Raw genomic sequence first — 25006 nt, forward strand, 5'->3', positions numbered from 1 at the left:
AGGAATCACCTATATGAATGCTCCATTTACTTATGCATCGCCCACACTCAGCGTAGAGGCACTTAAGCATTCTATCGCCTACAAGCTGATGTTCACGATTGGTAAAGACCCGGTCATTGCCAATAAACATGAGTGGCTGAACGCCACGTTGTTCGCGGTGCGCGATCGTCTCGTGGAGCGCTGGCTGCGTTCTAACCGTGCGCAATTATCCCAGGAAACTCGACAGGTTTATTATCTGTCAATGGAGTTTCTGATTGGCCGCACACTTTCCAATGCACTGTTATCGTTGGGTATTTATGACGATGTCAAAAATGCGCTGGAAGGTATGGGGTTGGATCTTGAAGATCTGATCGATGAAGAAAACGACCCTGGTCTTGGCAACGGTGGCCTCGGGCGCCTGGCGGCCTGCTTCCTGGACTCACTGGCAACGTTGGGTCTGCCGGGACGCGGCTACGGTATTCGTTATGACTACGGCATGTTCAAACAGAACATTGTTGATGGCCGACAGAAAGAGTCACCGGACTACTGGCTGGAATACGGTAACCCGTGGGAATTCAAACGCCACAATACGCGCTACAAAGTGCGCTTTGGCGGGCGTATTCAGCAGGAAGGTAAGAAAACGCGCTGGATAGAAACTGAAGAGATCCTCGCGGTAGCCTACGACCAAATTATTCCCGGTTATGACACAGACGCCACCAATACGCTTCGCTTGTGGAATGCCCAGGCCAGTAGCGAAATCAACCTCGGTAAATTTAACCAGGGCGACTACTTTGCGGCGGTGGAAGATAAAAACCACTCCGAGAACGTCTCCCGTGTGCTGTATCCGGATGACTCCACCTATTCAGGACGCGAGCTGCGTTTGCGCCAGGAGTATTTTCTGGTCTCCTCCACGGTGCAGGACATCCTGAACCGTCATTATCAACTGCACAAAACCTACGACAACCTGGCAGATAAGATCGCCATTCACCTCAACGACACCCATCCGGTACTGTCGATTCCTGAGCTGATGCGTCTGCTGATCGATGAGCACAAATTCAGTTGGGATAATGCGTTTGAGGTCTGCTGCCAGGTCTTCTCGTATACCAACCACACCTTGATGAGCGAAGCGCTGGAGACCTGGCCTGTCGATATGCTGGGCAAAATTCTGCCGCGCCATCTGCAAATCATCTTTGAGATTAACGACTACTTCCTGAAGACGTTGCAGGAACAGTATCCGAACGATACCAGTCTGCTGGGACGGACGTCGATTATCGATGAATCCAATGGCCGCCGGGTGCGTATGGCATGGCTCGCAGTGGTGGTGAGCCACAAGGTTAACGGCGTTTCTGAGCTGCACTCCAACCTGATGGTGCAGTCGCTGTTTGCTGACTTTGCGAAGATTTTCCCGACTCGCTTCTGTAACGTCACCAACGGCGTAACGCCGCGCCGCTGGCTGGCGCTGGCTAACCCATCGCTGTCTGAGGTACTGGATGAGAACATTGGCCGCACCTGGCGAACCGATCTCAGCCAGCTAAGCGAGCTTGAACAGCACTGCGATTACCCGCTGGTAAATCAGGCGGTGCGCCGTGCGAAACTGGAGAATAAAAAACGTCTGGCAACGCTCATTGCCCAGCAGCTTAACGTGGTGGTGAACCCGAAATCGCTGTTTGATGTGCAGATCAAGCGTATTCACGAATACAAACGCCAGTTGATGAACGTGCTGCATGTGATCACCCGCTACAACCGCATTAAGGCCGATCCTGAGGCCGAGTGGGTGCCGCGCGTGAATATCTTCGCCGGTAAAGCGGCTTCGGCCTATTACATGGCGAAGCATATCATTCACCTGATCAACGACGTCGCGAAAGTGATCAACAACGATCCGCAAATTGGTGACAAGCTGAAAGTGGTGTTTATTCCTAACTACAGCGTCAGCCTGGCGCAGGTGATTATTCCTGCTGCCGACCTGTCTGAGCAGATTTCGCTGGCCGGGACCGAAGCCTCTGGTACCAGTAATATGAAGTTTGCCCTCAACGGCGCGCTGACCATTGGGACGCTGGACGGTGCCAACGTCGAGATGCTGGAGCATGTGGGCGCAGAAAATATCTTTATCTTTGGTAATACGGCGGAAGAGGTCGAAGCCTTACGCAGCCAGGGCTACAAGCCGCGTGAGTATTACGAGAAAGACGAAGAGCTGCACCAGGTGCTGACGCAGATTGGCAGCGGTGTATTCAGTCCTGAGGAGCCGGGGCGCTATCGTGACCTGGTTGACTCGCTGATCAACTTTGGCGACCACTATCAGGTTCTGGCGGATTATCGCAGCTACGTTGATTGCCAGGATAAGGTTGACGAACTGTATCGCCACCCGGAAGAGTGGACCACCAAGTCGATGATTAATATCGCCAACATGGGCTACTTCTCGTCGGACAGGACGATCAAAGAGTACGCCGAAAACATCTGGCATATCGACTCGGTGCGGTTGTAACAAGGGCAGGACGATCTGTAGGCCGGATGGATAAGGCGTTAGCCGCCATCCGGCAAAAGGCCCGGTAGCGCTGACGCTTACCGGGCCTACAGTTTTATATCGAGTGTCTTAAGACGCCAGCGACAGCTGCTGTTTCTCAATGTACTCTGCCAGCCACTGGGTCATGCGCGACTGCTGTTCAGCGTTCAGCCACATACCTTCTTTCGTGCGACGCCACAGCGCATCTTCCGCACGGCGCACCCATTCGTGATCGACCAGATATTTCAGCTCGGCCTCATAGAACTCATGGCCGAAGTCTTCACCTAACTCGGCAAGCGAGGTGGCTTCCCCGATAATCCATTCGGTGTTACTGCCGTAGGTGCGCGAATAATGGCGCGCCAGCGACTCGGTCAGGAACGGGTAGCGACGGCGCAGTTTGGCCGCGTAATCTTCACGATCGCCGCCGATGTCACCGCCTGGCAGAATGCACTCTTTTGTCCACGCCGGACCGATTCCCTGATAGTACGACGCCAGTTTTTCCATCGCGTGTTCGGCCAGCTTACGGTAGGTCGTCAGCTTACCGCCAAAGACCGACAGCAGGGGCGCTTTGCCGTTTTCATCGTGGATATCCAACGTGTAATCACGGGTGATAGCCTGCGGCGAGTCGGACTCGTCATCGCACAGCGGACGTACGCCCGAGTAGGTCCAGACGATATCGTCACGGCCCAGTTGTTTCTTAAAGTGCGCGTTGTAGACCTTCAGCAGGTAATTGATTTCACTCTCATCAATTTTTACCGCTTTCGGATCGCCTTTGTATTCGACGTCAGTCGTCCCGATGATCGAGAATTCGTCCATCCATGGGATGACAAACACAATACGTTTATCTTCGTTTTGCAGTATATAAGCTTGCTTCTGGGTATGGACGCGCGGCACTACGATGTGGCTGCCTTTAATCAGACGAATACCGTACGGCGATGGCAGATGCATGCCGTCGTCGAAGAACTCTTTCACCCATGGGCCGGTGGCATTGACCAGACCACGCGCCTGCCAGGTGTGCTTTTTACCGGTATCGATATCTTCAGCTTCAACAATCCACAATCCGTTTTCACGGCGAGCGGAGGTAGCGCGAGTGCGGGTTAACACCTCTCCGCCTTTGCGTACGACCATTTGGGCGTTTGCCAAAACCAGTCGCGCATCGTCTACCCAGCAGTCAGAATATTCGAAACCGCGCACAATCTCAGGTTTCATTACGGAATCTGCGCCAAAACGCAAACCGGTCGAACTCGGCAAACTGGTGCGTTTGCCCAGATGATCGTACATAAACAGACCAATGCGGATCATCCACGCTGGACGCAGGTGCGGGCGATGGGGCAGACGAAAGCGCATCGGGAAGGCGATATGCGGTGCCATTTTCAACAACACCTCACGTTCGGCCAGCGCTTCGCTCACCAGGCGAAATTCGTAGTGTTCCAGGTAGCGCAGGCCACCGTGGATGAGTTTGGAGCTAGCGGAAGAGGTGGCACAGGCTAAATCCTGCGCTTCCAGCATCAGCACGGATAAACCGCGTCCAGCGGCATCTGCCGCGATACCGGCACCGTTGATGCCTCCACCTATCACAATCAGATCTTTGGTTTCCATGCTGGCCTCTCGCACTTTCGTTATAGCTCATTAATGTTCGTTATCGAGCATAATAGCAAAGAATCGCGCCATTGGTAACATCGGATAAACAATTTACAGTGATACATATAACATTATGGCGTTTAACTGCCGTCGGGACGTACACTAAGAAGTAACATGTCTGAAAAGCGTCACCTGCAATATAAAGAAGAGAGAGCAATGGATCAGTTTGAATGTATTAATGTCGAAGAAGCGCATCAGAAGCTGCACCAGGGGGCCGCGGTGTTAGTGGATATCCGCGACCCGCAAAGCTATGCGATGGGTCACGCCCCACAGGCGTTTCATCTGACGAACGACACGCTGGGGTCATTTATGCGCGAGCATGATTTCGACACCGCCGTGTTAGTAATGTGTTATCACGGCAACAGCAGTAAAGGCGCGGCGCAATATCTTCTTCAGCAGGGCTATGACGCGGTTTACAGTGTTGACGGCGGCTTCGACGCCTGGCATCGACATTTTCCGGCAGAAGTGGCATACGGTTCGTAAGACTATACCCAAATTAATTCGAGTTGCATCGCGACGGCGACGCAGCAAATCTCCGGGAGCGTACGAACAGTATGTGACCGGAGTGAGTGAGGAAAGCCAACAAAGATGCAGCTCGAAGTAAGAAGGGTATATATACTGTCCTCTTTTGTGTGGAATAAGCGACAGCAACCATGTTGATGATTACCTCTTTTGCTAACCCCCGCGTGGCGCAGGCATTTGTTGATTATATGGCGACACAGGGCGTTATCCTGACGATTCAACAACATCAGCAAACGGATGTCTGGCTGGCGGATGAGTCCCAGGCTGAGCGCGTGCATGCTGAGCTGGCGCGATTTCTGGAGAATCCAGGCGATCCGCGTTACCTCGCGGCAAGCTGGCAGTCGGGTCATACCGACAGCGGTCTGCGCTATCAGCGTTATCCGTTCCTGGCCACATTGCGCGAACGCGCAGGCCCGGTAACCTGGGTGGTGATGGCCGCGTGTGTGCTGGTGTTTATCGCGATGAACACGCTGGGCGACCAGACCGTGATGCTCTGGCTGGCATGGCCGTTTGACCCTTCGCTGAAATTTGAATTCTGGCGTTATTTCACCCACGCTTTTATGCACTTCTCGCTGATGCATATTCTGTTCAACCTGCTGTGGTGGTGGTATCTCGGCGGTGCGGTAGAAAAGCGTCTGGGCAGCGGAAAACTGATTGTAATTACCGTGATCAGCGCCCTGCTAAGCGGCTACGTTCAGCAGAAATTTAGCGGCCCGTGGTTTGGTGGGCTGTCTGGCGTGGTATATGCGCTGATGGGTTATGTGTGGTTGCGCGGTGAGCGCGATCCACAAAGTGGTATTTTCCTGCAGCGTGGTTTGATTATCTTTGCTTTGATCTGGATTGTTGCCGGCTGGTTTGATGTGTTCGGCATGTCGATGGCGAACGGCGCACATATCGCCGGGCTGGCCGTGGGTCTGGCAATGGCGTTTGCCGATACTATGAATGTACGAAAACGAACGTAATTTCAGGGAACAATAATGAAGCAAACACAACGACATGACGCGATCATCGAGCTGGTAAAGAAACAGGGATACGTCAGTACTGAGGAGCTGGTGGAGCATTTCTCCGTCAGCCCGCAGACGATTCGCCGCGATCTTAACGATCTGGCCGATCAGAACATGATTTTGCGCCATCACGGTGGCGCGGCGCTGCCCTCCAGCTCGGTCAACACCCCGTGGCATGACCGTAAAGCGACACAGACGGCGGAAAAAGAGCGCATTGCCCGCAAAGTTGCCACGCAGATCCCGAACGGTTCTACGTTGTTCATTGATATCGGCACCACGCCGGAAGCGGTGGCTCACGCGCTGCTCAATCACAGCAATTTACGCATTGTGACCAACAACCTCAATGTGGCGAATACGCTGATGGCGAAAGAGGATTTCCGCATCATACTCGCCGGTGGCGAACTGCGTAGCCGCGACGGCGGTATTATGGGTGAAGCGACCCTCGACTTTATTTCTCAGTTCCGCCTGGACTTCGGCATCTTAGGGATTAGCGGTATCGATAGCGATGGCTCCCTGCTGGAGTTTGATTATCACGAAGTTCGCACCAAGCGCGCGATTATTGAGAATTCACGGCATGTGATGCTGGTGGTGGATCACTCGAAGTTTGGGCGTAACGCGATGGTGAATATGGGCAGTATCAGCATGGTGGATGCGGTGTATACCGACACGCTGCCGCCAGCTGGCGTGATGCAGGTTATTGCGGACCATCATATTCAGTTAGAGCTGTGCTAAGTTAATTCCAGGCCTGATAAGCGTAGCGTATCAGGCATTAACTAAACCCCATACCCCATCATTTTCAGCAGTTTCTGCGCATGTTGCACCGCATCCTGGCGGTGTGCGACGCCGAGCTTTTGATACAAATTGCGGATGTGCGTCTTGATGGTCGTTGCCGCGACGGCCAATTCTCCGGCGATCTGCTCGTTGCTGTAGCCCGAATAAATCAGTCCCAGAACCTGCCATTCGCGCTGGGTCAGCGGGCTGGTGCGGATAAGCTCCGGTACTTCCGGGTGAGTAAGCAGACGCTCAACGAACCCTTCATCGAAGTGGGCGAATTTATGGCGGTGATGCTGGTTAATCTCACGCAAAATACGCTGGGCGCGGTGCTGATCGAGTTCCGGTAAGGTATTGAGCTGAATCAGCTGACGCAGTTGCTGCGCCATGGCCTCACCTTCAATGACAAAGTGACTGATAAATCCGGTGCGGTTCGCCAGCTGCAGCGCGTCGAGTAACACGCGCTGTGCGTCATTTTTGCGCCCTGCCTGCCAGTAGAGCTGATTAAGCAGCAGCAGGTTACGGTTCAGATCGCTCATCAGGCGCAGATTGCGCGCATTTTCATTTAACTCTTCCAGCACAATCTCAGCCGGTTCAAACTCGCCCAGCAGGATCTGCGCGCGGGCGATGTTGCGCCACTGGCTTTGCAGAAAGTGGTTATTGGCGAATTCCGGTTTCGGCGTGTGGCGCAGCCAGTTGGCGGCCGAATTTTTGTCGCCCACCATTTGCCAGTAAATCACCCGTACCTTATCGGCGTTCGAGATCCAGTCACTGTGATAGTGACCGTTACCCAGCAGGTTTTCCAGGCGGTTAAGCAGGCTACGCGCATTATCCAGATCCCCCCGGGCCAGCGAACATTGAATCAGCAGCGCCAGGCACTGTAGCTGTTGCTGCGGCTGGAATGTGGAAAGCAGTTCAATACCCGCGCGGGCAGACGCTTCCGATTCGTCCAGGCGCGCCCATGCCCACAGCAGCTGCGCGCGAATACGCACCAGGAACTCGTGCATCGGCAACTGTTCCAGATGCTGCTCTTTGATCAACTGAAACGCTTTTTCCTGAGTCTCCCAGGCGGCCTGTAAAAAGCCCTGGGCAAACAAAATTTCACTTTGCTGAATTAAACTCCACAGCGCGTAATGCCAGACGTCATGGTGGCGCGCCATTTGCTCGGTTTGCTGCATCAACGCCAGAGAACGCGTGAGATCGCCCTTACAGTGCAGGACTTCACCGTGTACCGAGGTGGCGACGATACGGCTATAGAACCAGGCGATGGGTAACTCATCCAGCGCCAGCTTTGCCAGGCGCTCGGCTTCGTCAGGATTGCCGTCGTTAATCGCGACCTGCGCACGCAGGGCGTTAAATTCGGCGTGCAGCGTCGGTTCCATGTCGCCTTTCATTTCCTGCTCAGCGCGTGCCAGCAGGGTATTAACCTCGCCGTAGCGGTGCTGGCTTTGCATCAGCCAGGCTTGCAGCAGAACCAGACGCGGATTTTCCAGCAGACTTTCCCACGGCAGGGCTTTCAGCGACTCTTCCAGTAACGTCAGCTCACTGTGGTTAAACAGTCCCCACGCATGGTTAAGCAGGATATCGCGTAGCATATGGGCGTCGCCTGCCGCCAGCGCGTGGTGGATAGCTTCGCTGGGGAAACCTTGCGCCATCCAGCTTTCAGCGGCGGCGCGGTGTATTTCGGGCAGTTCGCTTGCCAGCTCCCACTGACAGCGCTGGCGTAAAAAGCTGCCAAACAGCGGGTGGTAGCTGAACCACTCACCGACGTCATCCATCCGCTGCAAGAATAATCCCTGGCGCTCAATCTCCTCCAGCCGCATCTGGCCGTTTTCTTCCCCGGTGACCCGGACGATCAGTGCGTCGTTCATTGAGCGCAGAATGGCACTTTTTAGCAGGAAGTGACGGGTGCCGAGGTCGACGCTGTCCAGCACTTCATCAACCAGATAATCGGACAGATGGCTGGCGTTGATCCCGGCGAGGCGGCGTGCGGACTGGTGTGCAGAGTGGTTGTTCTGGCGGGCGGAGAGGGCAATCAGCTGTAACGCCGTGGCCCAGCCAGCAACGTCATCGCACATCCGGCTGCTTTCTGCCGCTTCGATAGGCGAGGACAAACGTCGATCGAAAAATTGTTTGGCTTCCTGGTGGTTAAACGCCAGCTGTTGGCTGCCTATCTCCAGCAACTGATCGCGTACTCGCAGGTTGGCAATACCCAACTGCGGCAGGTTGCGCGACAGCACGACCAGCGTGAGGTTCTCAGGCTGATGACGCAGGAAGAAACGCATCGCTTCGTGAATTGCCGGATTGGAGATGAGATGATAATCATCCACTACCAGGTAGAGCGGGCGGTGCCACTCGGCCAGTTCAATAAATAGCTGCGCAAACAGTGACGTCAGGCTGGCGTATTGGCGCTTTTGCACCATCGCTTCGCTGGTGGTGCAGTGTCCACCGGTTGCCTGCTGGATAGCGGCGATCAGATAGCTGGCAAAGCGCTCTTGTTGATTATCGCCTTCATCCAGAGAGTACCAGCCTAATTCGTTCTTCCCCGCTGCCCATTGTGAAACCAACGTCGTTTTTCCATAACCAGCAGGACTTGTTATCAGGGCAAGCCTGAAATTGTTCGCGCCGGAAAGTTTAGCCAACAGGCGCTCACGAACCACCGTATGGTCGAGTCGAACCGGACGACTTAATTTAGACGGAATCAACATAAGTTAGTCACTTCACTGTGTGAAAATGGGGAAAAATGATTTTTTTTGCGCTTCGTAATTAATAGATATAAGGTCGGCCAGATTAAGATTTATTGCAAGTTATGTCCGGGATTGGACTGTCTTATTTTGCGCTTGGTCACAAATTCTTAAGATGATGAACACTTACTGAAACCGGTGTCAGGATGCGCGGCTGTTGAGGTGTTTGGTCAAAAGCTGTGATTGAAAACTCTCTGACGAAGCATGATTTGCTTATATAGAATTATCTTATTTGTTACTGTTGGTGATTATTTTTAATGAAAATTATTGTCGACCATGGCTTTTGCAGTATTCTTTACCCATTTTTAGTCGAGATAACTGTCGTTCATTACCAAACCAGGTAACGGGGTGTTTGAATATAAAGGGATAGGCTTGAGAGAAGAGAGTCCATCAAGCGCATATATTTTTTCATATCACTTCCTCAAAAAGAATAAAACTATGATAAATCCGTTACCACAAACCACGATTATTTACGATAGTTTTGCACAGTTCGATATCTGTAACGTAGAAATCTTGAAGCTTCTTCTGGGGGCAGGATGTGTATGATAATCCAAGAAATAAAAAAGGAACAAGACAGTTCGCAATAAGACCAATGATAAAGGAAAAAATGATGGCAGTGAGAACTAAACTTTCAAAAGGAGCGGGAAGTGAACGGTACTGTACATCTTGACTAAACAAAACTCTGACGAGAGCAATTATTGTATAACCGAATAATGGTATTGAACTTATCAGTGCGCATGTCTTGTCATAAGAGATAATATCACCTGTTTTTATTAACGATAAAAACTCAGTCATCGTCCGGCCGAATAATAAACTGTAAAGGACAGCGATTAAGAAAATAATCATAATAAAAGCCCATGCTCGTAAGTATATTTTATTCATTTTATCCTTTTTAGAATGAGTAAAAATATTGAGAATGTCAGATTTAAATATCTATATTGTTGCCCACAGAGGAAGCATCTGCATGGGGCTATTACCAAAATCTACGGTTATCTATGATGGTCTCGCAAAGTGAGATATCAACGACATGATAATCATCAAATTTTTCTTGAGGACAACGGGTGTATGATGATGCCAGAAAGAAAAAGGGTACAATACAGTCTGCAATCAAACCGATGGCAAATGATAAAATGATGGTCAATAATGCCAAGCTTTCTATCGGTTCGGGAAAGCTTTGATATTTAAATTTTTTACTTAACACTATTCTAACAAAACTGATAGTCATCAAAATCATGGTAGGTATTCCGCCTATCAGTACAAATGTATGATTATAGGAAACAATATCACCCATTTTTATGATAGATAAAAAATCAGTCATTACGTACCCAAAGAGTTGTGTGTCAAGAATCCAAAGGAGGAAAACAATGATAAGAAAAGCCATCAAGCGCATATAGATTTTATTCATATCACTTCCTTAAAAAGAATAAAACTATGATAAATCCGTTACCACAAACCACGGTTATCTACGATAGTTTTGCACAGCTCGATATCTGTAACGTAGAAATCATAAAGCTCCTGCTGGGGGCAGGATGTGTATGAAAATGCCATCAATAAAAAAGGGAGTAGGCAGTCCGCAATAATGCCAATGAGAAAGGGAATTACTACAATCGTTATCATCCATAACTCTACTGCAGCGGACAGTTTTTTCAACCGCCCCTCCTTACTAAATAAGGCAAAAAAAGAAAGGATCGAAAATATCAATATTGTTGGTATTCCTCCTACTATAGCGCATGTATTGTTGTTATAGGAAATAATTTCACCCATTCTAATTAGTGAAAGAAAATTTTTCATTATACTCCCAGTAAATATCATATAAAGGAGACTAAAGAAGAAAATGGTAAGAGAGAAAGATATCAGGCGCAGATGGATCTTAGTCATTCGCTTTCCTTAAAAAGAGTGAAAATAAGGGCTATTAAAACCATAATTTTCATGTTTACTATGGTGAAGATAGTCGCGAAGTTTGTTTTTTAATGAAACTGATAGCTCTATTGTATCGTCCAAGTAATTTAATTCATAGTTGAAAAATAATCCTACGATAATAATTCCAAGAGTCATGAATACTACCGGAACACTAAATATTGCCAATAGTCCAGTAGCCAGCACCCCAATCACTACCCCTGACACCACCGCCTTTGCAGCATCCATTGAGATATCTACCAAAAAATCCACCAGATCATAATCAGACTTAAAAATCAGTTCAATTGCCCGCCAGGCAAGTGAGAAGTAAATGCAATATTTGACGCCATTTCTAAGGCTGTTATAAAGCCCACGCCTACCAATCGCCATTTCCAACATCTGTGGATGGCTGGCGCCATAGCGGGTTCCGTTAAGAATCCGACGCAGGGCGGGATACCCGGTTATTTTGATATAGGTTTTACCGCCGACCTTGTATTCAATGGCTTTAATCCGGATCGCCTTGAAATTAAAGACCAGCTCCTGTGCGGAATTGTAATAGGTGGTGAGCTTAGAGAGACTGCGGAAGGTATCCAGACCATCTTTGATATTACCAGGCGCGGCCCGGTAGGAAAAAAACTTATCCACTCCGCCCATTAAATCGTCCGCCACCTGCTGTGCTTCTTCGAGAGTGAGCAGAAAGATGTGATGACTTTGCGTGATAAATGAGCCATCCATAAAGGCCATATCGCGCTGCACAGGGTTCATGGTATGCCAGCTATCGAAATCACTTGCCTGCGGCCATTCGCCTCGCAACCCGAGTGAGGTGCCATTTAATCCGTTGTTACGTTTGCGCATGATATTTCCTTATCAAGAGACTCTGGCATCAGAAAGTACGTTCACTCCATAAGCTATAAGCGCTGGTACTTGCCATGCAATGTTCCCAACTAATCGATTCATAAATAAAAGAAACGCGTTCTTGTGCTTCGTTACCGTTTTCAATTATATTGTGAGGGACTATTAATTTAATGTTTGATATGTGTGCTTTGAATAATTTAATTTTATAATAGATTTCTTGCATTCCTGTAGGTGTGGTTCGATAGAGGGATATTTCGCACTCCAGCGTTTCGTTATCGTTGATCGCTTTGTTCAGCAAAGGGGACGAACGATCAATGGGTTTGACGATTTGAAGCTCGTGATGATTAACGTTCTGCTGACGCGTTGTTTCATGTTCAAGAGCATAAACCATTATTTCATTGAGATGACTGGTTTGAGATTTGTTTCCTATTGAATACCTTGAGCCACAGTTTTCTGAAATATTCCCCTGTAACTCACCTTTCAGTGTAATCCAAGATAAGTTCGACATATATTTCCTTTGATAGCATTTATCTGATTTGTTTTTTTGTCTGAATATTTATCTCAGTGTGCTCTTGAGTTATTTTAATTTCAACCGTCTTATGATTTAAAAAAGGCTGAAATGCTTTTTATAATAAATATAACTAATACTTAGTTATCTCTTCTTGTATGCATTATGCCGACTCTTGTCAAACCAGGCGGAATGTCTCAGGTAGATACACTGCGAAGTCGGTCGATTTATTGGTGTAGTTAGTAATAATAAAGTGGCAGCGATCACACTTTTATGCTCATCCCCGCTCCTCCTCCCTGCCTAATCCGTGCCAGGATGAGGAAGGTCAACAACGAGCCTGGCAAACTAGCGATAACGTTGTTTTATTACCTAAGGATCTGGAACCCCTATGTCACAGCCTACTTTCAACAAAGATCAATTTCAGGCTGCCCTGACGCGTCAGTGGCAGCGCTTCGGTTTACTGTCGGCTCAAGAAATGACGTCGCGCCAGTGGTGGCAGGCAGTGAGTGGGGCGTTGGCTGAGTTACTCAGCGCCCAGCCTGCGGCGAAACCGGCAAAAAATCAGCGCCATGTTAATTACATCTCGATGGAGTTTTTGATTGGCCGTCTGACTGGCAACAACTTACTCAATCTCGGCTGGTATCAGGCGGTGAGCGATGAGCTGAAAGCGCATGACGTCAACCTGACCGATCTGCTGGAAGAAGAGATCGACCCGGCGCTGGGTAACGGTGGATTGGGGCGCCTGGCGGCCTGCTTCCTTGATTCGATGGCGACAGTCGGTCAATCGGCGACGGGCTATGGTCTCAACTACCAGTACGGCCTGTTCCGTCAGTCGTTTGCCGATGGGCAGCAGATGGAAGCCCCGGATGACTGGCATCGCGGCAGCTATCCGTGGTTCCGTCACAACGAAGCACTGGATGTGCAAGTAGGGATTGGCGGCAAGGTCACCAAAGAAGGGCGCTGGGAGCCGGGGTTTGTTATTACCGGCCAGGCCTGGGATCTACCGGTTCTCGGCTACCGTAACGGCGTGGCGCAACCGCTGCGTCTGTGGCAGGCCAGTCACGCGCATCCGTTTAACCTGACCAAATTTAATGACGGCGATTTCCTGCGTGCAGAGCAGCAGGGCATCGACGCTGAAAAACTCACCAAAGTGCTGTACCCGAACGACAACCACACCGCGGGTAAAAAGCTGCGCCTGATGCAGCAATACTTCCAGTGCGCTTGCTCCGTAGCTGACATTCTGCGCCGCCATCATCTGGCAGGGCGTAAACTGCATGAGCTGGCTGATTTTGAGGTGATTCAGCTCAACGATACTCACCCGACCATCGCCATCCCTGAGCTACTGCGTGTGCTGATTGATGAGCACCAGATGAGCTGGGACGATGCGTGGGCTATTACCAGTAAGACCTTTGCTTATACCAACCACACTTTGATGCCAGAGGCGCTGGAGTGCTGGGACGAGAAGCTGGTGAAAGCACTACTGCCGCGCCATATGCAAATCATCAAAGAGATTAACGACCGCTTTAAGAAGCTGGTCGATAAAACCTGGCCGGGTGACGCTGAAGTTTGGGCGAAGCTGGCGGTGGTGCACAACAAACAGGTGCGTATGGCCAACATGTGCGTGGTCAGCGGCTTTGCGGTTAACGGCGTGGCGGCGCTGCATTCCGATTTGGTGGTGAAGGATCTGTTCCCGGAATATCATCAGCTCTGGCCGAACAAATTCCATAACGTCACTAACGGGATTACTCCGCGTCGCTGGATTAAGCAGTGCAACCCGGCACTTGCCGCGCTGCTGGATAAATCGCTGAAAAAAGAGTGGGCCAACGACCTCGATCAGTTGATTAACCTGGAAAAATACGCCGACGACGCGAAGTTTCGTCAGCAGTATCGTGACATCAAGCTGGCGAACAAAGTGCGTCTGGTGAAGTTTATTAAAGCGCGTACCGGTATTGAGATAACGACTAACGCTCTCTTTGATATTCAGATTAAACGCCTGCATGAGTACAAGCGTCAGCACCTCAACTTGCTGCATATTCTGGCGTTATACAAAGAAATCCGTGAGAACCCGCAGGCCGATCGCGTGCCGCGCGTATTCCTGTTTGGCGCGAAAGCCGCTCCGGGTTACTACCTGGCGAAAAATATCATCTTCGCCATTAACAAGGTTGCAGAAACCATCAATAACGACCCGCAGGTGGGCGACAAGCTGAAGGTCGTATTCCTGCCGGATTATTGTGTCTCGGCGGCGGAAATGTTGATCCCAGCGGCGGATATCTCTGAGCAAATCTCCACCGCAGGGAAAGAGGCTTCCGGCACCGGTAACATGAAGCTGGCGCTGAACGGTGCGTTAACCGTCGGTACGCTGGATGGCGCAAACGTCGAAATCGCCGAGAAGGTAGGTGATGAGAATATCTTTATCTTTGGTCATACCGTGGAAGAGGTGAAGGCGCTCAAGGCCAAAGGGTACGACCCGGTGAAATGGCGTAAGAAAGATAAAGTGCTGGATGCTGTTCTGAAAGAGCTGGAAAGCGGGAAGTATAGCGACGGCGATAAACATGCCTTCGACCAGATGCTGCACAGTATCGGCAAGCAGGGCGGTGACCCGTATCTGGTAATGGCGGACTTCGCGGCCTATGTTGAAGCCCAGAAGCAGGTTGACGTGTTGTATCGTGACCAGGAAGCCTGGACCCGGGCGGCGATTCTGAATACCGCGCGTTGCGGCATGTTCAGTTCGGATCGCTCCATCCGCGATTATCAGACTCGTATCTGGCAGGCGAAACGTTAAGGAATCGCGATGGAAAGCAAACGTCTGGATAATGCCGCGTTGGCGGCGGGGATCAGCCCCAATTACATTAATGCCCACGGTAAACCGCAGTCTATTGGCATCGAAACCAAGCGGCGTTTGCTTGACGCTATGCATCGCTCCACCGCCACCGCTCAGGTGGCGGTGACCCCGGTGCCGAATGTCATGGTTTATACCGCTGGTAAGAAAATGCCGCTGGCAGTTGAGGGGCGCGGAGAGTTTAACTGGCTGCTGACCACCGAAGAGGGCGTGCAGCACAAAGGACATGCCGTCGGCGGTAAATCGTTCAACCTTCCGGCGAAGCTGCCGGAAGGGTATCACACGCTTACCCTCACCCTGGGGGAGTTGCGTACCCATTGCCGCATCATCGTCGCGCCGAAACGCTGCTATGAGCCGCAGGCTCTATTAGCCGGGCAGAAGCTGTGGGGCGCATGCGTTCAGCTCTATACCCTGCGTTCAGAAAAAAACTGGGGGATTGGCGACTTTGGCGATCTCCGTGCCATGCTGGTGGAGGTGGCGCAACGCGGCGGCGCTTTTATTGGCCTGAATCCGATTCACGCGCTGTATCCGGCGAACCCGGAGAGTGCCAGTCCGTACAGCCCGTCGTCACGCCGCTGGTTGAACGTTATTTATATTGATGTGAACGCAGTAGACGATTTTCGCCTGAGTAAAGAGGCGCAGGCCTGGTGGCAGAAACCCGCGACTCAGCAAGCTCTGCAACGCGCGCGTGATACCGAGTGGGTTGATTATTCTGCCGTTACCGCATTGAAGATGACAGCGCTGCGTATGGCGTGGAAAAGCTTCTCTGCACGTGACGATGAGCAGATGGCGGCATTTCGCCAGTTTGTGACTCAGGAAGGGGATAGCCTGTACTGGCAGGCGGCCTTTGACGCGCTGCATGCGCATCAGGTGAAAGAGGACGCACTGCGCTGGGGCTGGCCGGTGTGGCCGCAAGCTTTCCAGTCGGTGGATTCGCCAGAGGTAAAACGCTTTTGCGAAGAGCATCGTGATGAAGTGGATTTCTACCTGTGGTTGCAGTGGCTGGCGTATACCCAGTTTGCTGATTGCTGGAAAACCAGCCAGGGCTTTGCGATGCCGATTGGATTATATCGCGATCTGGCTGTCGGCGTGGCCGAAGGCGGGGCGGAAACCTGGTGCGACCGCGAGTTGTATTGCCTGAAAGCCTCGGTTGGCGCACCGCCGGATATTCTCGGTCCGCTCGGGCAAAACTGGGGATTGCCGCCGATGGATCCGCATATCATCACGGCACGCGCTTACGAACCGTTTATCGAACTGCTGCGCGCCAATATGCAGAACTGCGGTGCGTTGCGTATCGACCATGTTATGTCGATGCTGCGTCTGTGGTGGATCCCTTACGGTGAAACTGCCGATCACGGCGCCTACGTGCATTATCCGGTCGACGATCTGCTTTCAATTCTGGCGCTGGAAAGTAAACGTCATCACTGCATGGTAATTGGTGAAGATCTGGGGACTGTGCCGGTAGAGATCGTCAGCAAGCTGCGTGACAGCGGCGTGTACTCATACAAAGTGCTTTATTTTGAGAATGACCATGAGAAAAACTTCCGCGCGCCGAAAGCGTACCCGGAACAATCAATGGCAGTCGCGGCGACGCATGACCTTCCTACGCTTAAAGGTTATTGGGATAGCGGCGATCTGACGCTGGGTAAGGCGCTGGGTCTGTACCCGGATGAAGTCGTGCTGCGTGGGCTGTATCAGGACAGAGAACTGGCGAAACAGGGGCTGCTGGACGCGCTGCACAAATACGGGTGCCTGCCAAAACGTGCTGGTCACAAGGCGTCGCTGATGTCGATGACGCCGATTCTTAATCGCGGCATGCAACGCTACATCGCTGACAGCAACAGTGCGCTGTTGGGCCTGCAACCGGAAGACTGGCTGGATATGGCTGAGCCCGTCAATATTCCGGGGACCAGCGACCAGTACAAAAACTGGCGGCGTAAGCTCACCGCCACGCTGGAGCAGATGTTTGCCGATGACGGTGTGAACAAGCTGATTAAGGATTTGGATAAGCGCCGAAAAGCGGCCGCGAAGAAGAAGTAAAAAAGCCGGGGATTTCCCCGGCTTTTTTAGGGTGATAGCAGGTAGGCCGGGTAAGCGAAGCGCCACCCGGCACAGTTTTATCAGACCACCATACCCAGCAGCAGACACCCTACCAGACCGCAGACGGAGATAATGGTTTCCAGCATTGACCATGACTTGATGGTTTCACCGATGGTCAAGTTGAAGTACTCCTTGAACAGCCAGAAGCCCGGATCGTTCACGTGGGAGAAAATGACGGAACCGGAACCAACCGCAATAACCATTAGCTCAGGGCTTACGCCGGTCGTTGCAATCAGCGGTGCCACAATCCCACCAGCGGTGATCGCTGCAACAGTTGCGGAGCCCAGTGCGATACGCAGTACCGCAGCGATAGACCATGCCATCAGCAGCGGAGAAACGTTTGAACCGTGCATCATTGACGCGATGTACTTGTCCACGCCGCTATCCACCAGGACCTGTTTGAAGGCACCGCCACCACCGATGATCAACAGCATCATCGCGATGATTTTGATTGAGGACACCAGCGTGTCGTTGATCTGATCCATCGAACGTCCGCGGTTCAGACCAAAAGTGAACATCGCAATCAGCACCGCGATCAGCGTTGCCATTACCGGGTCACCCAGGAATTCTGCCACCGTCAGGAAAGCGTGGCCTTTTGGCAGAATCATCTCCGCCACGGCGCGCATCGCCATCAGGATAACCGGTACCAGGGAGGTCCAGACGCTGACCCCAAAGCCAGGCATCTCTTCTTCAGTAAACGTTTTCGCGCTGTACAGACCTTCCGGGATTGGCTTATCGATGCCTTTCAGGAAGCGAGCGTACACCGGACCGGCGAGAATAACGGTCGGGATTGCCAGAATCGTACCAAACAGCAGGGTTTTACCCATATCTGCGTGGAAAATGGTGGCAATAGCGGTCGGACCTGGGTGCGGCGGCAGGAAGCCGTGAGTTACGGACAGCGCTGCAGCCATCGGCACACCAACATACAGCAGCGGGATGTTGGCAGCTGCGGCGATGGTGAACACCAGCGGCAGCATCAGCACGAAGCCGACTTCGTAGAACAGGGCAAAACCGACGGTGAAGCCGGTTAATACCACCGCCCATTGAATATGTTTTTTGCCGAATTTAGCAATCAGGGTGGTTGCGATGCGCTGTGCGCCGCCGCAGTCCGCCAGCATTTTGCCCAGCATGGCGCCAAAACCCATAATCAGGGCGAGGCTGCCAAGGGTTCCGCCGACGCCGGCTTTAATCGAACCGATGACTTTATCCAGTGGCATCCCTTGCATCAATCCGACAGCAAGCGCCACCAGGACGAGAGCGATGAAGCCGTTCATTTTGAAACGGATCATCAGGAGGAGTAACAAGATTACACCGATAGCAACGATGACTAATGGCATGATTTACCTGGCCTTTACTTTGTTATGGGTAACGTCAGTGTTTAGATGACAAATTCCGATTGTCCCGACCGGGAACAGAGCATTCTCAGCACCAATGCTGGTTGCCTTCAAAACTAATCAGTCTAGCTGGCTGTTATGTGTGTGTTAGGTGCTGATGCGAATGATACGGGTAACATACGGCGCTTGAAAATCACCTGGGCAGGCAAAATTTAAATTATGAGAGGCTGGTCAAATTATGAGGGGGATTGTTGCAGGAAATATGCGGAGAAATGCAAGGTTGTAGGCCGGATAACGCGATTATGCTGCCATCCGGCATCAATGCCCGATGGCGGCGCGGATGCGTCTTAACGGGCCTACGGAAATTCTACAGGTTGAGGCGTTAGTAGTAAGAGTGCTCGCCGCGCTGGTGTTCGGTTAAATCGCGAACGCCTTTCAGTTCAGGGAATTCAGCCAGCAGCTGCTTCTCGATACCTTCTTTCAGCGTTACATCCACCATTGAACAGCCGTTACATCCGCCGCCAAACTGCAGAATAGCGTAGCCTTCATCGGTGATTTCCATCAGAGAGACGCGACCACCGTGACCTGCCAGCTGTGGGTTGATCTGCGATTGCAGCATGTACTCCACGCGTTCCATCAGCGGTGCATCATCGGCAACTTTACGCATTTTGGCGTTTGGTGCTTTCAGGGTCAGCTGGGAGCCTAACTGGTCGGTAACGAAATCGATTTCTGCATCTTCCAGATACGGTGCGCTCAGTTCATCAACATATGCGGTCAGCAGGTCAAATTTAATGGCGGTGTCGGTTGCTTCCACGGCGTCCGGCGGACAATAAGAAACGCCGCATTCAGCGTTAGGCGTGCCGGGATTAATCACAAATACGCGGATTTGTGTCCCTTCTTCCTGATTTGCCAGCAGTTTGGCAAAGTGCGCTTGTGCAGCATCGGAAATATGGATCATAGTAATGGCCTAATAGTTGACTATTTTACTTGGTTATAATACGCCCATCATCGAGGCTCTACAAGGTTCGACACAGGCACCATACCTGGACAGTCGCCGCGCCGTTGCGTAAAAGCAGCTGCGCGATTTCCGCGACGGTACTTCCGGTAGTGACGACATCATCCACAATGACCATATGGAGTCCCTGCACTGGCAATTCAAGGCGAAAGGCGTTTTTCAGGTTACGTTTACGTAATCGGGCGCTGAGATGGTGCTGTGTGGCGGTTGCCCGAACCCGCGTGATAGCCCGGCTGTCCCAGTCGCAGCCCAGCCAGCGGGCCAGGGGACGACACAGTAAGTCGCTCTGATTAAACCCTCTGCGCCAGTGCCGGCGTTGCCAGAGCGGGACGCTGACGAGCCTGTCCGGCAGAGGAAGACCGCTGACGCGCCGGGCCTGTAATACCTCCAGCAACAACAAGCGTGAAAGAGCGGGGGCCATTTCGCCACGTCGGGAAAACTTGAGCTGGTGGATAAGCCCGCTCAATGGCGGAGCATAGTCGCTGACGGTAACCAGTCGCTGCCACGGCGGTGGTTTTTGCAGACAGCGCCCGCAGGGAACGACGGTATGCGCGGCAGGGAGTCCACATTGAGGGCACCGGCTGACGTGCTGATGCGTTGCCCTTGTGCAGACTGAACAGATCCCCCAATGCCCTAACGTCAGGGGCATTCGGCATAGCCAGCACAATCCCGGTACTGTTAGCATAGAAGCATCCTTTCAGGCTAAAAGAGAACAATAACTGATGAATGACATCTGGTGGCAGACCCAGGGTTCGGGAAATTGCCATCTTGTGCTGCTGCACGGATGGGGACTGAATGCGCAAGTGTGGCATTGCATAAGCGAGGAACTGAGTTCGCATTTCACGCTGCATCTTGTCGACTTACCGGGATTTGGTCGCAGCCAGGGGTTCGGCGCAATGTCGCTGGAAGAGATGGCTGAGCGGGTAGTAAAACAGGCGCCGGAGAAAGCCATCTGGCTCGGCTGGAGTCTGGGCGGGCTGGTCGCAAGCCAGGTGGCGTTAACCCATCCTGAACGTGTTCAGGCGCTGGTGACCGTGGCGTCTTCCCCTTGCTTTAGCGCGCGTGACGAGTGGCCGGGTATCAAGCCAGAAGTGCTGGCAGGTTTCCAGCAGCAGTTGAGCGAAGATTTCCAGCGTACGGTGGAACGTTTTCTGGCGTTGCAGACGATGGGCACGGACACCGCGCGTCAGGATGCGCGAGCACTGAAGAAAACAGTGCTGGCGTTACCCATGCCGAAGGTCGAGGAGCTCAATGGCGGACTGGAGATTCTGAAAACGGTCGATCTGCGTGAGCCTCTGTGCGCTGTGGACATGCCTTTTCTGCGGTTGTACGGCTATCTCGATGGACTGGTTCCGCGCAAAGTGGTCCCAATGCTCGATGCCCTGTGGCCGCATAGCGAGTCGTTGATATTTGCTAAAGCGGCGCATGCACCGTTTATCTCGCATCCTGCAGAGTTCTGCGCAGCGCTGGTGGCGTTAAAAAAACGCCTATAAATCTGTTGTGTTGCCCGGTAGAGCCGCGCTTACCGGGCTTGAGATTAATGGCTGCGCGTAGCCAGATCCTCAGCGGTCAGTCCGGTAATTCTGAAGATGGTCAGCGGGTCGATACCATCAGCCTGCAGGGTTGATGCAATACGTAAAGCTTCCTCTCGTTTACCTTGTTGCAAGCCCGTTTGTAACCCCTCTTGTAACCCTTTCATATGGCCTTCCTGAAGACCATTAAGATGCCCTTCTTGTCGTAATCTTTCGGCGATAGTCATCAACTTTTCCTTATGTTGGGGTAAACGTTCGGCGACCTCATGAAGAAACTCGGTAAAATGTGCGGTGTCCCCGACCTGCATTAGATAATTAAACAAGGCTTTCAACTGGCTGTCATTAGCGTGTCCTTTAATAATCAGGATGGCCAGTTTTTCTACCAGCCCCATCAAATCGCGTTTACGAATATGTTTTTGGATGAGTTCCAACAGCGCCATCCGGCGATGCTGCATGATCTCGTCATCGGGAACCACGGTGATATCGATCAGTGGAAACGCTGCGGTATAAAGTTGTCTGGCGGCCTTTGGGTCGTCAAATTCGTCCAGCCAGCAGAGTGAGTAGGGGTATGGGCTTGCCGCGCCATGATAAAAAAGCATGGGTATCACTAGCGGGAGTTTTTTGTGACCTGCAGCCAAATGACGATGCATGACCGCAATGGCATAACGCATCAGCCGAAATGCCATATGGGCATCGGCGGTGCTCTGATGCTCAATGATGGTGTAAATATAGCCATCGCCTTCGCGGGTTTTTAATGACCACAGCACATCGGAATAGTACGCGCGCAAATCGTCCTCAATAAAGCTGCCCGATTCCAGTTGTAGCGTTTTCAGATCGCACAGTTTTTGCAAAGAGGCTGGAAGATGGAGCCGAAGAAAGTCGCGTGCGGTAGCAGGGTGGTTTAAGAACGTTTTAAAAATCGCGTCATGCGGCGTAGCAGTCGTGTCAGTATTCATGGCGATCCGTCACCTGAGAAACAAGATGACGAGACTCTACTTCCCTGGTCGCCAGTAATCATCCACGAGTTGATAACGATGCGCGCCAGGCTGGAGGATAGATCTGCTTTGCTGAAACAGAGACATCTTTGTGGAATCCATTACGCAAAAAGCCGGATATCAGCATAAACGCTTTATCCGGCCAGGACGTTTGCAGTCATTTTTAGACCGGAAGCGTAGCGCCATCCGGCATCGAACTAGCGCAAAGCCCACCACTCGCGCAGGCAGGCTTTACCTTCCGGGCAACTCTTGCAGCTTCCGGAAAGACACCCGTCGGCATCTTCCTGAATCCGCACCGCTTTGCCCATCTTTTCTAACTGATTCAGCATGGCGTCAATCATGGGTTGCGGGGTGTGCAGCGTGTGGCTAATTTGAGTTGCCTCCATGCGTCCCCGCAAAGCCAATAAATCACGAACCTGAATAAGCGATGCCATTGTCGATAACCTTAGTGGCAGTCGCCAGTGGTGCTGGAACAGCAGGAGCTTGCCGTCCTGTTGGTCGCCAGCAGTGCGAGATCCACGCGACTGCGAGCTCGACGCAGCAGGCCCAGCAACACAATGTTAAACAGGATGACAGCTAAAATGCACACCAGGCTGTAGGTCGGGTGCTCTTTGTAGCTGACCGCCTGATAAAACAGCGTCGACAGAGAGTAGGCGATGTTCAGGCCCCACAGAATCGAGAAGCTCATCCAGCCACGGCTGGATTCACGTGCAATAGCGCCCATTACCGAAATACACGGCACATACAGCAGCACGAAAATCAGGTAGCTGTAAGCGGCGGCAGCGCTGCCAAATTTTTCGCCCATCACGCCCATTGCACCCGTAGCCATTTCACCGTCGCCCTTGCTGGCTTCAATAGGGTTAGCTAGTACGCTCAGGCTGAAGGTGTCTTTCAGGCTTTGCCAGGTCTCATCTACCGCGCCGAGCAGCTCGTCACCGAGGTGGAAATCTGCCGGGTTGAACTCTTCTTCCTGAATGTTTTCTGCGGTATAGAGCGTGTTCAGCGTACCGACAACCACTTCTTTCGCCATCGCGCCGGTGAACAGACCTACGGTTGCCTGCCAGTTATCTTCGTGAACGCCAATCGGCTTGAAGACCGGCGTGATTACGCGGCTGACGGAAGCCAGAGCAGAGTCGTTGATGTTGTCGACGATTTTTCCGCTCAGCGAGAAACTGTTAAACGCGCTGAGGAAAATGCTGACGATGATGATGACTTTACCCGCACGCAGAACGAAGCCTTTCAGGCGTTGCCAGGTCTGAATAATCAGACTCTTAATGTGCGGCACGTGGTACACCGGCAGCTCCATCACGAACGGCGTTGCTTCGCCACGCATGATGGTGTGTTTGAGCATCAGGCCAGTCAATACCGCCATAACGATGCCCAGTACGTACAGTGAGAAGACCGCCAGCGCACCGTTCTGACCAAAGAACGCTGCGGCAAAGACGGCGAAAATCGCCAGGCGAGCGCCACAGGACATAAACGGCGCCATCATGATGGTCATCAGACGTTCACGCGGGGCGTCCAGCGTACGTGCGCCCATCACTGACGGTACGTTACAGCCAAAGCCGACGATCAGCGGGACAAACGATTTGCCCGGCAGTCCCAGCGCCTGCATCAGACGGTCCATTACAAACGCGGCACGCGCCATGTAACCGGAGTCTTCAAGGAAGGAGAGGAACAGGTACATCATGCCGATTTGCGGTACCAGTGGCAGCACGGTGTTAATCCCGCCGCCAAGACCTTGCGCCAAAAAGATAGTGAGCCAGTCCGGGAAGTGCAGCGTGTAGCCAATCCACTGAATACCATGGATAAAGAGCGCTACGGAGCCGACGTCAAACAACGGTTGCAGCGCGCCGCCAATGTTGATGGCGAGCAGGAACATCAGGTACATCACGAACAGGAAAATCGGCAGCCCGAGGAAGCGGTTGAGGACGATTTTATCTACTGCGGTGGTGAAGCGGCTCGGCTCTGCCGTCAGGGTGTTGCTGACGGTATCGCAGATAGCGGCAATGCACTGATAGCGCGCATCGGCGATATGCAGTGCCGGATCGTCCATTGTCTCGCTCAGACGTGCAATGGCGGCATCAAGGTTTTGCGCGGCATCACCCGCGTAGGCCCGACTGTAGATATCGCCTTCCAGCATCTGCAGGCCCAGCCAGCGGCGCTGTTTTAACGGCATATCTTTGGCCATCGCATCGGCGAGGGAATCCGCTTCCTGCAGCAGCGGCTGGGCATAATGAACCAGCTCGACGGTGTCGTTTTCTTTGTAGCGATCGATCGCCAGCTTTAGCGCTTCAATGCCGCGGGCGCGGGTGGATACCAGCGGAACCACCGGGCAGCCAAGGCGAGCGGAGAGGGCATCGATATCGATACGGATTTGCTGCTTCTCGGCAATATCCAGCATATTCAACGCGACGATGCAGGGGATGCCCAGCTCAAGCAGTTGCAATGTCAGGTAGAGGTTGCGTTCAAGGTTTGAAGCATCGACCACGTTGATCAAGAGATCCGCGTCGCCGCTTAAAATATAGTGACAGGCGATCTGCTCATCGAGAGAGGTCTGGGATGAGATTGTCGTCAGAGAATAGGTGCCGGGTAAATCAACCAGCGTGACCTGGTGGTCCGTCGTTGCGAAATGACCTTCTTTACGCTCAACGGTAACGCCAGCCCAGTTGCCTACACGCTGGCGTGCGCCGGTAAGCTGGTTGAATAAAGTTGTCTTGCCGGAATTAGGATTGCCAATTAAACCAATGGTTAGTTTTTTCATTTTTATA

The 25006-nt window shown here is 52.2% G+C and carries 19 protein-coding genes; 7 read left to right on the plus strand and 12 right to left on the minus strand.

The features are described 5' to 3' along the window. Positions 1–13: 13 nt before the first annotated feature. Positions 14–2461, plus strand: a complete 2448-nt coding sequence (gene glgP, locus GFC06_RS05990; RefSeq protein ID WP_153689940.1) for a glycogen phosphorylase — start codon at positions 14–16, stop codon at positions 2459–2461. 108 nt (positions 2462–2569) lie between these two features. On the opposite strand, the gene glpD is transcribed toward glgP, so the two are convergent. After that, positions 2570–4078 carry a glycerol-3-phosphate dehydrogenase gene (gene glpD / locus GFC06_RS05995; protein ID WP_016154812.1) on the minus strand — a complete coding sequence of 503 codons (1509 nt, stop codon included), beginning with the start codon at positions 4076–4078 and terminating at the stop codon, positions 2570–2572. Between the two features lie 198 nt (positions 4079–4276). On the opposite strand from glpD, the gene glpE reads away from it, so the two are divergent. From glpE to GFC06_RS06010, 3 genes are all read left to right on the plus strand, one after another. Next, a complete protein-coding gene (gene glpE, locus GFC06_RS06000; RefSeq protein ID WP_003023495.1) occupies positions 4277–4603 on the plus strand; it encodes a thiosulfate sulfurtransferase GlpE in 327 nt (108 codons plus the stop codon). Between the two features lie 170 nt (positions 4604–4773). Continuing rightward, entirely contained in the window at positions 4774–5604 is an 831-nt protein-coding gene (gene glpG, locus GFC06_RS06005; RefSeq protein ID WP_016154811.1) for a rhomboid family intramembrane serine protease GlpG, read from the plus strand. Positions 5605–5619: 15 nt separating this feature from the next. Continuing rightward, entirely contained in the window at positions 5620–6378 is a 759-nt protein-coding gene (locus GFC06_RS06010; RefSeq protein ID WP_003023499.1) for a DeoR/GlpR family transcriptional regulator, read from the plus strand. A 41-nt stretch (positions 6379–6419) separates the two neighbouring features. Here GFC06_RS06010 and malT read toward each other — a convergent pair whose 3' ends face one another. The 5 genes from malT to GFC06_RS06035 form a co-directional block, all read right to left on the minus strand. Next, positions 6420–9125, minus strand: a complete 2706-nt coding sequence (gene malT, locus GFC06_RS06015; protein ID WP_047501442.1) for an HTH-type transcriptional regulator MalT — start codon at positions 9123–9125, stop codon at positions 6420–6422. A 1009-nt stretch (positions 9126–10134) separates the two neighbouring features. Continuing rightward, the gene (locus GFC06_RS06020) at positions 10135–10566 is read right to left on the minus strand and encodes a hypothetical protein (protein ID WP_153689941.1); all 432 of its coding nucleotides are present in this window, start codon (positions 10564–10566) and stop codon (positions 10135–10137) included. Positions 10567–10604: 38 nt separating this feature from the next. Beyond that, positions 10605–11039 (minus strand): DUF1240 domain-containing protein, encoded by a 435-nt coding sequence (locus GFC06_RS06025; protein WP_153689942.1) that lies wholly within the window; start codon positions 11037–11039, stop codon positions 10605–10607. 9 nt (positions 11040–11048) lie between these two features. Continuing rightward, positions 11049–11912, minus strand: a complete 864-nt coding sequence (locus GFC06_RS06030) for a hypothetical protein (protein WP_153689943.1) — start codon at positions 11910–11912, stop codon at positions 11049–11051. A gap of 28 nt (positions 11913–11940) precedes the next feature. Continuing rightward, positions 11941–12420, minus strand: a complete 480-nt coding sequence (locus GFC06_RS06035) for an Hcp family type VI secretion system effector (protein ID WP_153689944.1) — start codon at positions 12418–12420, stop codon at positions 11941–11943. A gap of 388 nt (positions 12421–12808) precedes the next feature. Between GFC06_RS06035 and malP the strand changes: the two genes are divergently transcribed. Next, positions 12809–15202 (plus strand): maltodextrin phosphorylase, encoded by a 2394-nt coding sequence (malP, locus tag GFC06_RS06040; RefSeq protein ID WP_153689945.1) that lies wholly within the window; start codon positions 12809–12811, stop codon positions 15200–15202. Between the two features lie 9 nt (positions 15203–15211). Continuing rightward, entirely contained in the window at positions 15212–17299 is a 2088-nt protein-coding gene (gene malQ, locus GFC06_RS06045) for a 4-alpha-glucanotransferase (protein ID WP_153689946.1), read from the plus strand. 80 nt (positions 17300–17379) lie between these two features. Here the strand turns inward: malQ and gntT are convergent, their stop codons facing one another. From gntT to gntX, 3 genes are all read right to left on the minus strand, one after another. Beyond that, the gene (gntT, locus tag GFC06_RS06050) at positions 17380–18696 is read right to left on the minus strand and encodes a gluconate transporter (protein WP_003023507.1); all 1317 of its coding nucleotides are present in this window, start codon (positions 18694–18696) and stop codon (positions 17380–17382) included. A 379-nt stretch (positions 18697–19075) separates the two neighbouring features. Next, positions 19076–19651 carry a Fe-S biogenesis protein NfuA gene (gene nfuA / locus GFC06_RS06055; protein WP_003023509.1) on the minus strand — a complete coding sequence of 192 codons (576 nt, stop codon included), beginning with the start codon at positions 19649–19651 and terminating at the stop codon, positions 19076–19078. A gap of 58 nt (positions 19652–19709) precedes the next feature. After that, positions 19710–20393 (minus strand): DNA utilization protein GntX, encoded by a 684-nt coding sequence (gene gntX, locus GFC06_RS06060; RefSeq protein WP_016154807.1) that lies wholly within the window; start codon positions 20391–20393, stop codon positions 19710–19712. A 37-nt stretch (positions 20394–20430) separates the two neighbouring features. Between gntX and bioH the strand changes: the two genes are divergently transcribed. Further along, positions 20431–21201, plus strand: coding sequence for a pimeloyl-ACP methyl ester esterase BioH (gene bioH, locus GFC06_RS06065; RefSeq protein WP_153689947.1), 771 nt, complete (start codon positions 20431–20433; stop codon positions 21199–21201). 44 nt (positions 21202–21245) lie between these two features. Here bioH and GFC06_RS06070 read toward each other — a convergent pair whose 3' ends face one another. The 3 genes from GFC06_RS06070 to feoB form a co-directional block, all read right to left on the minus strand. Next, positions 21246–22196 carry an Rpn family recombination-promoting nuclease/putative transposase gene (locus GFC06_RS06070; protein ID WP_103283370.1) on the minus strand — a complete coding sequence of 317 codons (951 nt, stop codon included), beginning with the start codon at positions 22194–22196 and terminating at the stop codon, positions 21246–21248. Between the two features lie 236 nt (positions 22197–22432). Then, positions 22433–22669 (minus strand): [Fe-S]-dependent transcriptional repressor FeoC, encoded by a 237-nt coding sequence (gene feoC / locus GFC06_RS06075; RefSeq protein ID WP_003023516.1) that lies wholly within the window; start codon positions 22667–22669, stop codon positions 22433–22435. Positions 22670–22680: 11 nt separating this feature from the next. Further along, positions 22681–24999 (minus strand): Fe(2+) transporter permease subunit FeoB, encoded by a 2319-nt coding sequence (feoB, locus tag GFC06_RS06080; protein WP_016157644.1) that lies wholly within the window; start codon positions 24997–24999, stop codon positions 22681–22683. Between the last annotated feature and the right edge of the window lie 7 nt (positions 25000–25006).

Source organism: Citrobacter braakii, from assembly GCF_009648935.1.
GTDB lineage: Bacteria > Pseudomonadota > Gammaproteobacteria > Enterobacterales > Enterobacteriaceae > Citrobacter > Citrobacter braakii.

Bases quoted from the DNA above. Each gene is read 5' to 3' on its own strand.
- glgP (WP_153689940.1), top strand. From the start codon at position 14: ATGAATGCTCCATTTACTTATGCATCGCCCACACTCAGCGTAGAGGCA.
- glpD (WP_016154812.1), bottom strand. From the start codon at position 4,078: ATGGAAACCAAAGATCTGATTGTGATAGGTGGAGGCATCAACGGTGCC.
- glpE (WP_003023495.1), top strand. From the start codon at position 4,277: ATGGATCAGTTTGAATGTATTAATGTCGAAGAAGCGCATCAGAAGCTG.
- glpG (WP_016154811.1), top strand. From the start codon at position 4,774: ATGTTGATGATTACCTCTTTTGCTAACCCCCGCGTGGCGCAGGCATTT.
- GFC06_RS06010 (WP_003023499.1), top strand. From the start codon at position 5,620: ATGAAGCAAACACAACGACATGACGCGATCATCGAGCTGGTAAAGAAA.
- malT (WP_047501442.1), bottom strand. From the start codon at position 9,125: ATGTTGATTCCGTCTAAATTAAGTCGTCCGGTTCGACTCGACCATACG.
- GFC06_RS06020 (WP_153689941.1), bottom strand. From the start codon at position 10,566: ATGAATAAAATCTATATGCGCTTGATGGCTTTTCTTATCATTGTTTTC.
- GFC06_RS06025 (WP_153689942.1), bottom strand. From the start codon at position 11,039: ATGACTAAGATCCATCTGCGCCTGATATCTTTCTCTCTTACCATTTTC.
- GFC06_RS06030 (WP_153689943.1), bottom strand. From the start codon at position 11,912: ATGCGCAAACGTAACAACGGATTAAATGGCACCTCACTCGGGTTGCGA.
- GFC06_RS06035 (WP_153689944.1), bottom strand. From the start codon at position 12,420: ATGTCGAACTTATCTTGGATTACACTGAAAGGTGAGTTACAGGGGAAT.
- malP (WP_153689945.1), top strand. From the start codon at position 12,809: ATGTCACAGCCTACTTTCAACAAAGATCAATTTCAGGCTGCCCTGACG.
- malQ (WP_153689946.1), top strand. From the start codon at position 15,212: ATGGAAAGCAAACGTCTGGATAATGCCGCGTTGGCGGCGGGGATCAGC.
- gntT (WP_003023507.1), bottom strand. From the start codon at position 18,696: ATGCCATTAGTCATCGTTGCTATCGGTGTAATCTTGTTACTCCTCCTG.
- nfuA (WP_003023509.1), bottom strand. From the start codon at position 19,651: ATGATCCATATTTCCGATGCTGCACAAGCGCACTTTGCCAAACTGCTG.
- gntX (WP_016154807.1), bottom strand. From the start codon at position 20,393: ATGCTAACAGTACCGGGATTGTGCTGGCTATGCCGAATGCCCCTGACG.
- bioH (WP_153689947.1), top strand. From the start codon at position 20,431: ATGAATGACATCTGGTGGCAGACCCAGGGTTCGGGAAATTGCCATCTT.
- GFC06_RS06070 (WP_103283370.1), bottom strand. From the start codon at position 22,196: ATGAATACTGACACGACTGCTACGCCGCATGACGCGATTTTTAAAACG.
- feoC (WP_003023516.1), bottom strand. From the start codon at position 22,669: ATGGCATCGCTTATTCAGGTTCGTGATTTATTGGCTTTGCGGGGACGC.
- feoB (WP_016157644.1), bottom strand. From the start codon at position 24,999: ATGAAAAAACTAACCATTGGTTTAATTGGCAATCCTAATTCCGGCAAG.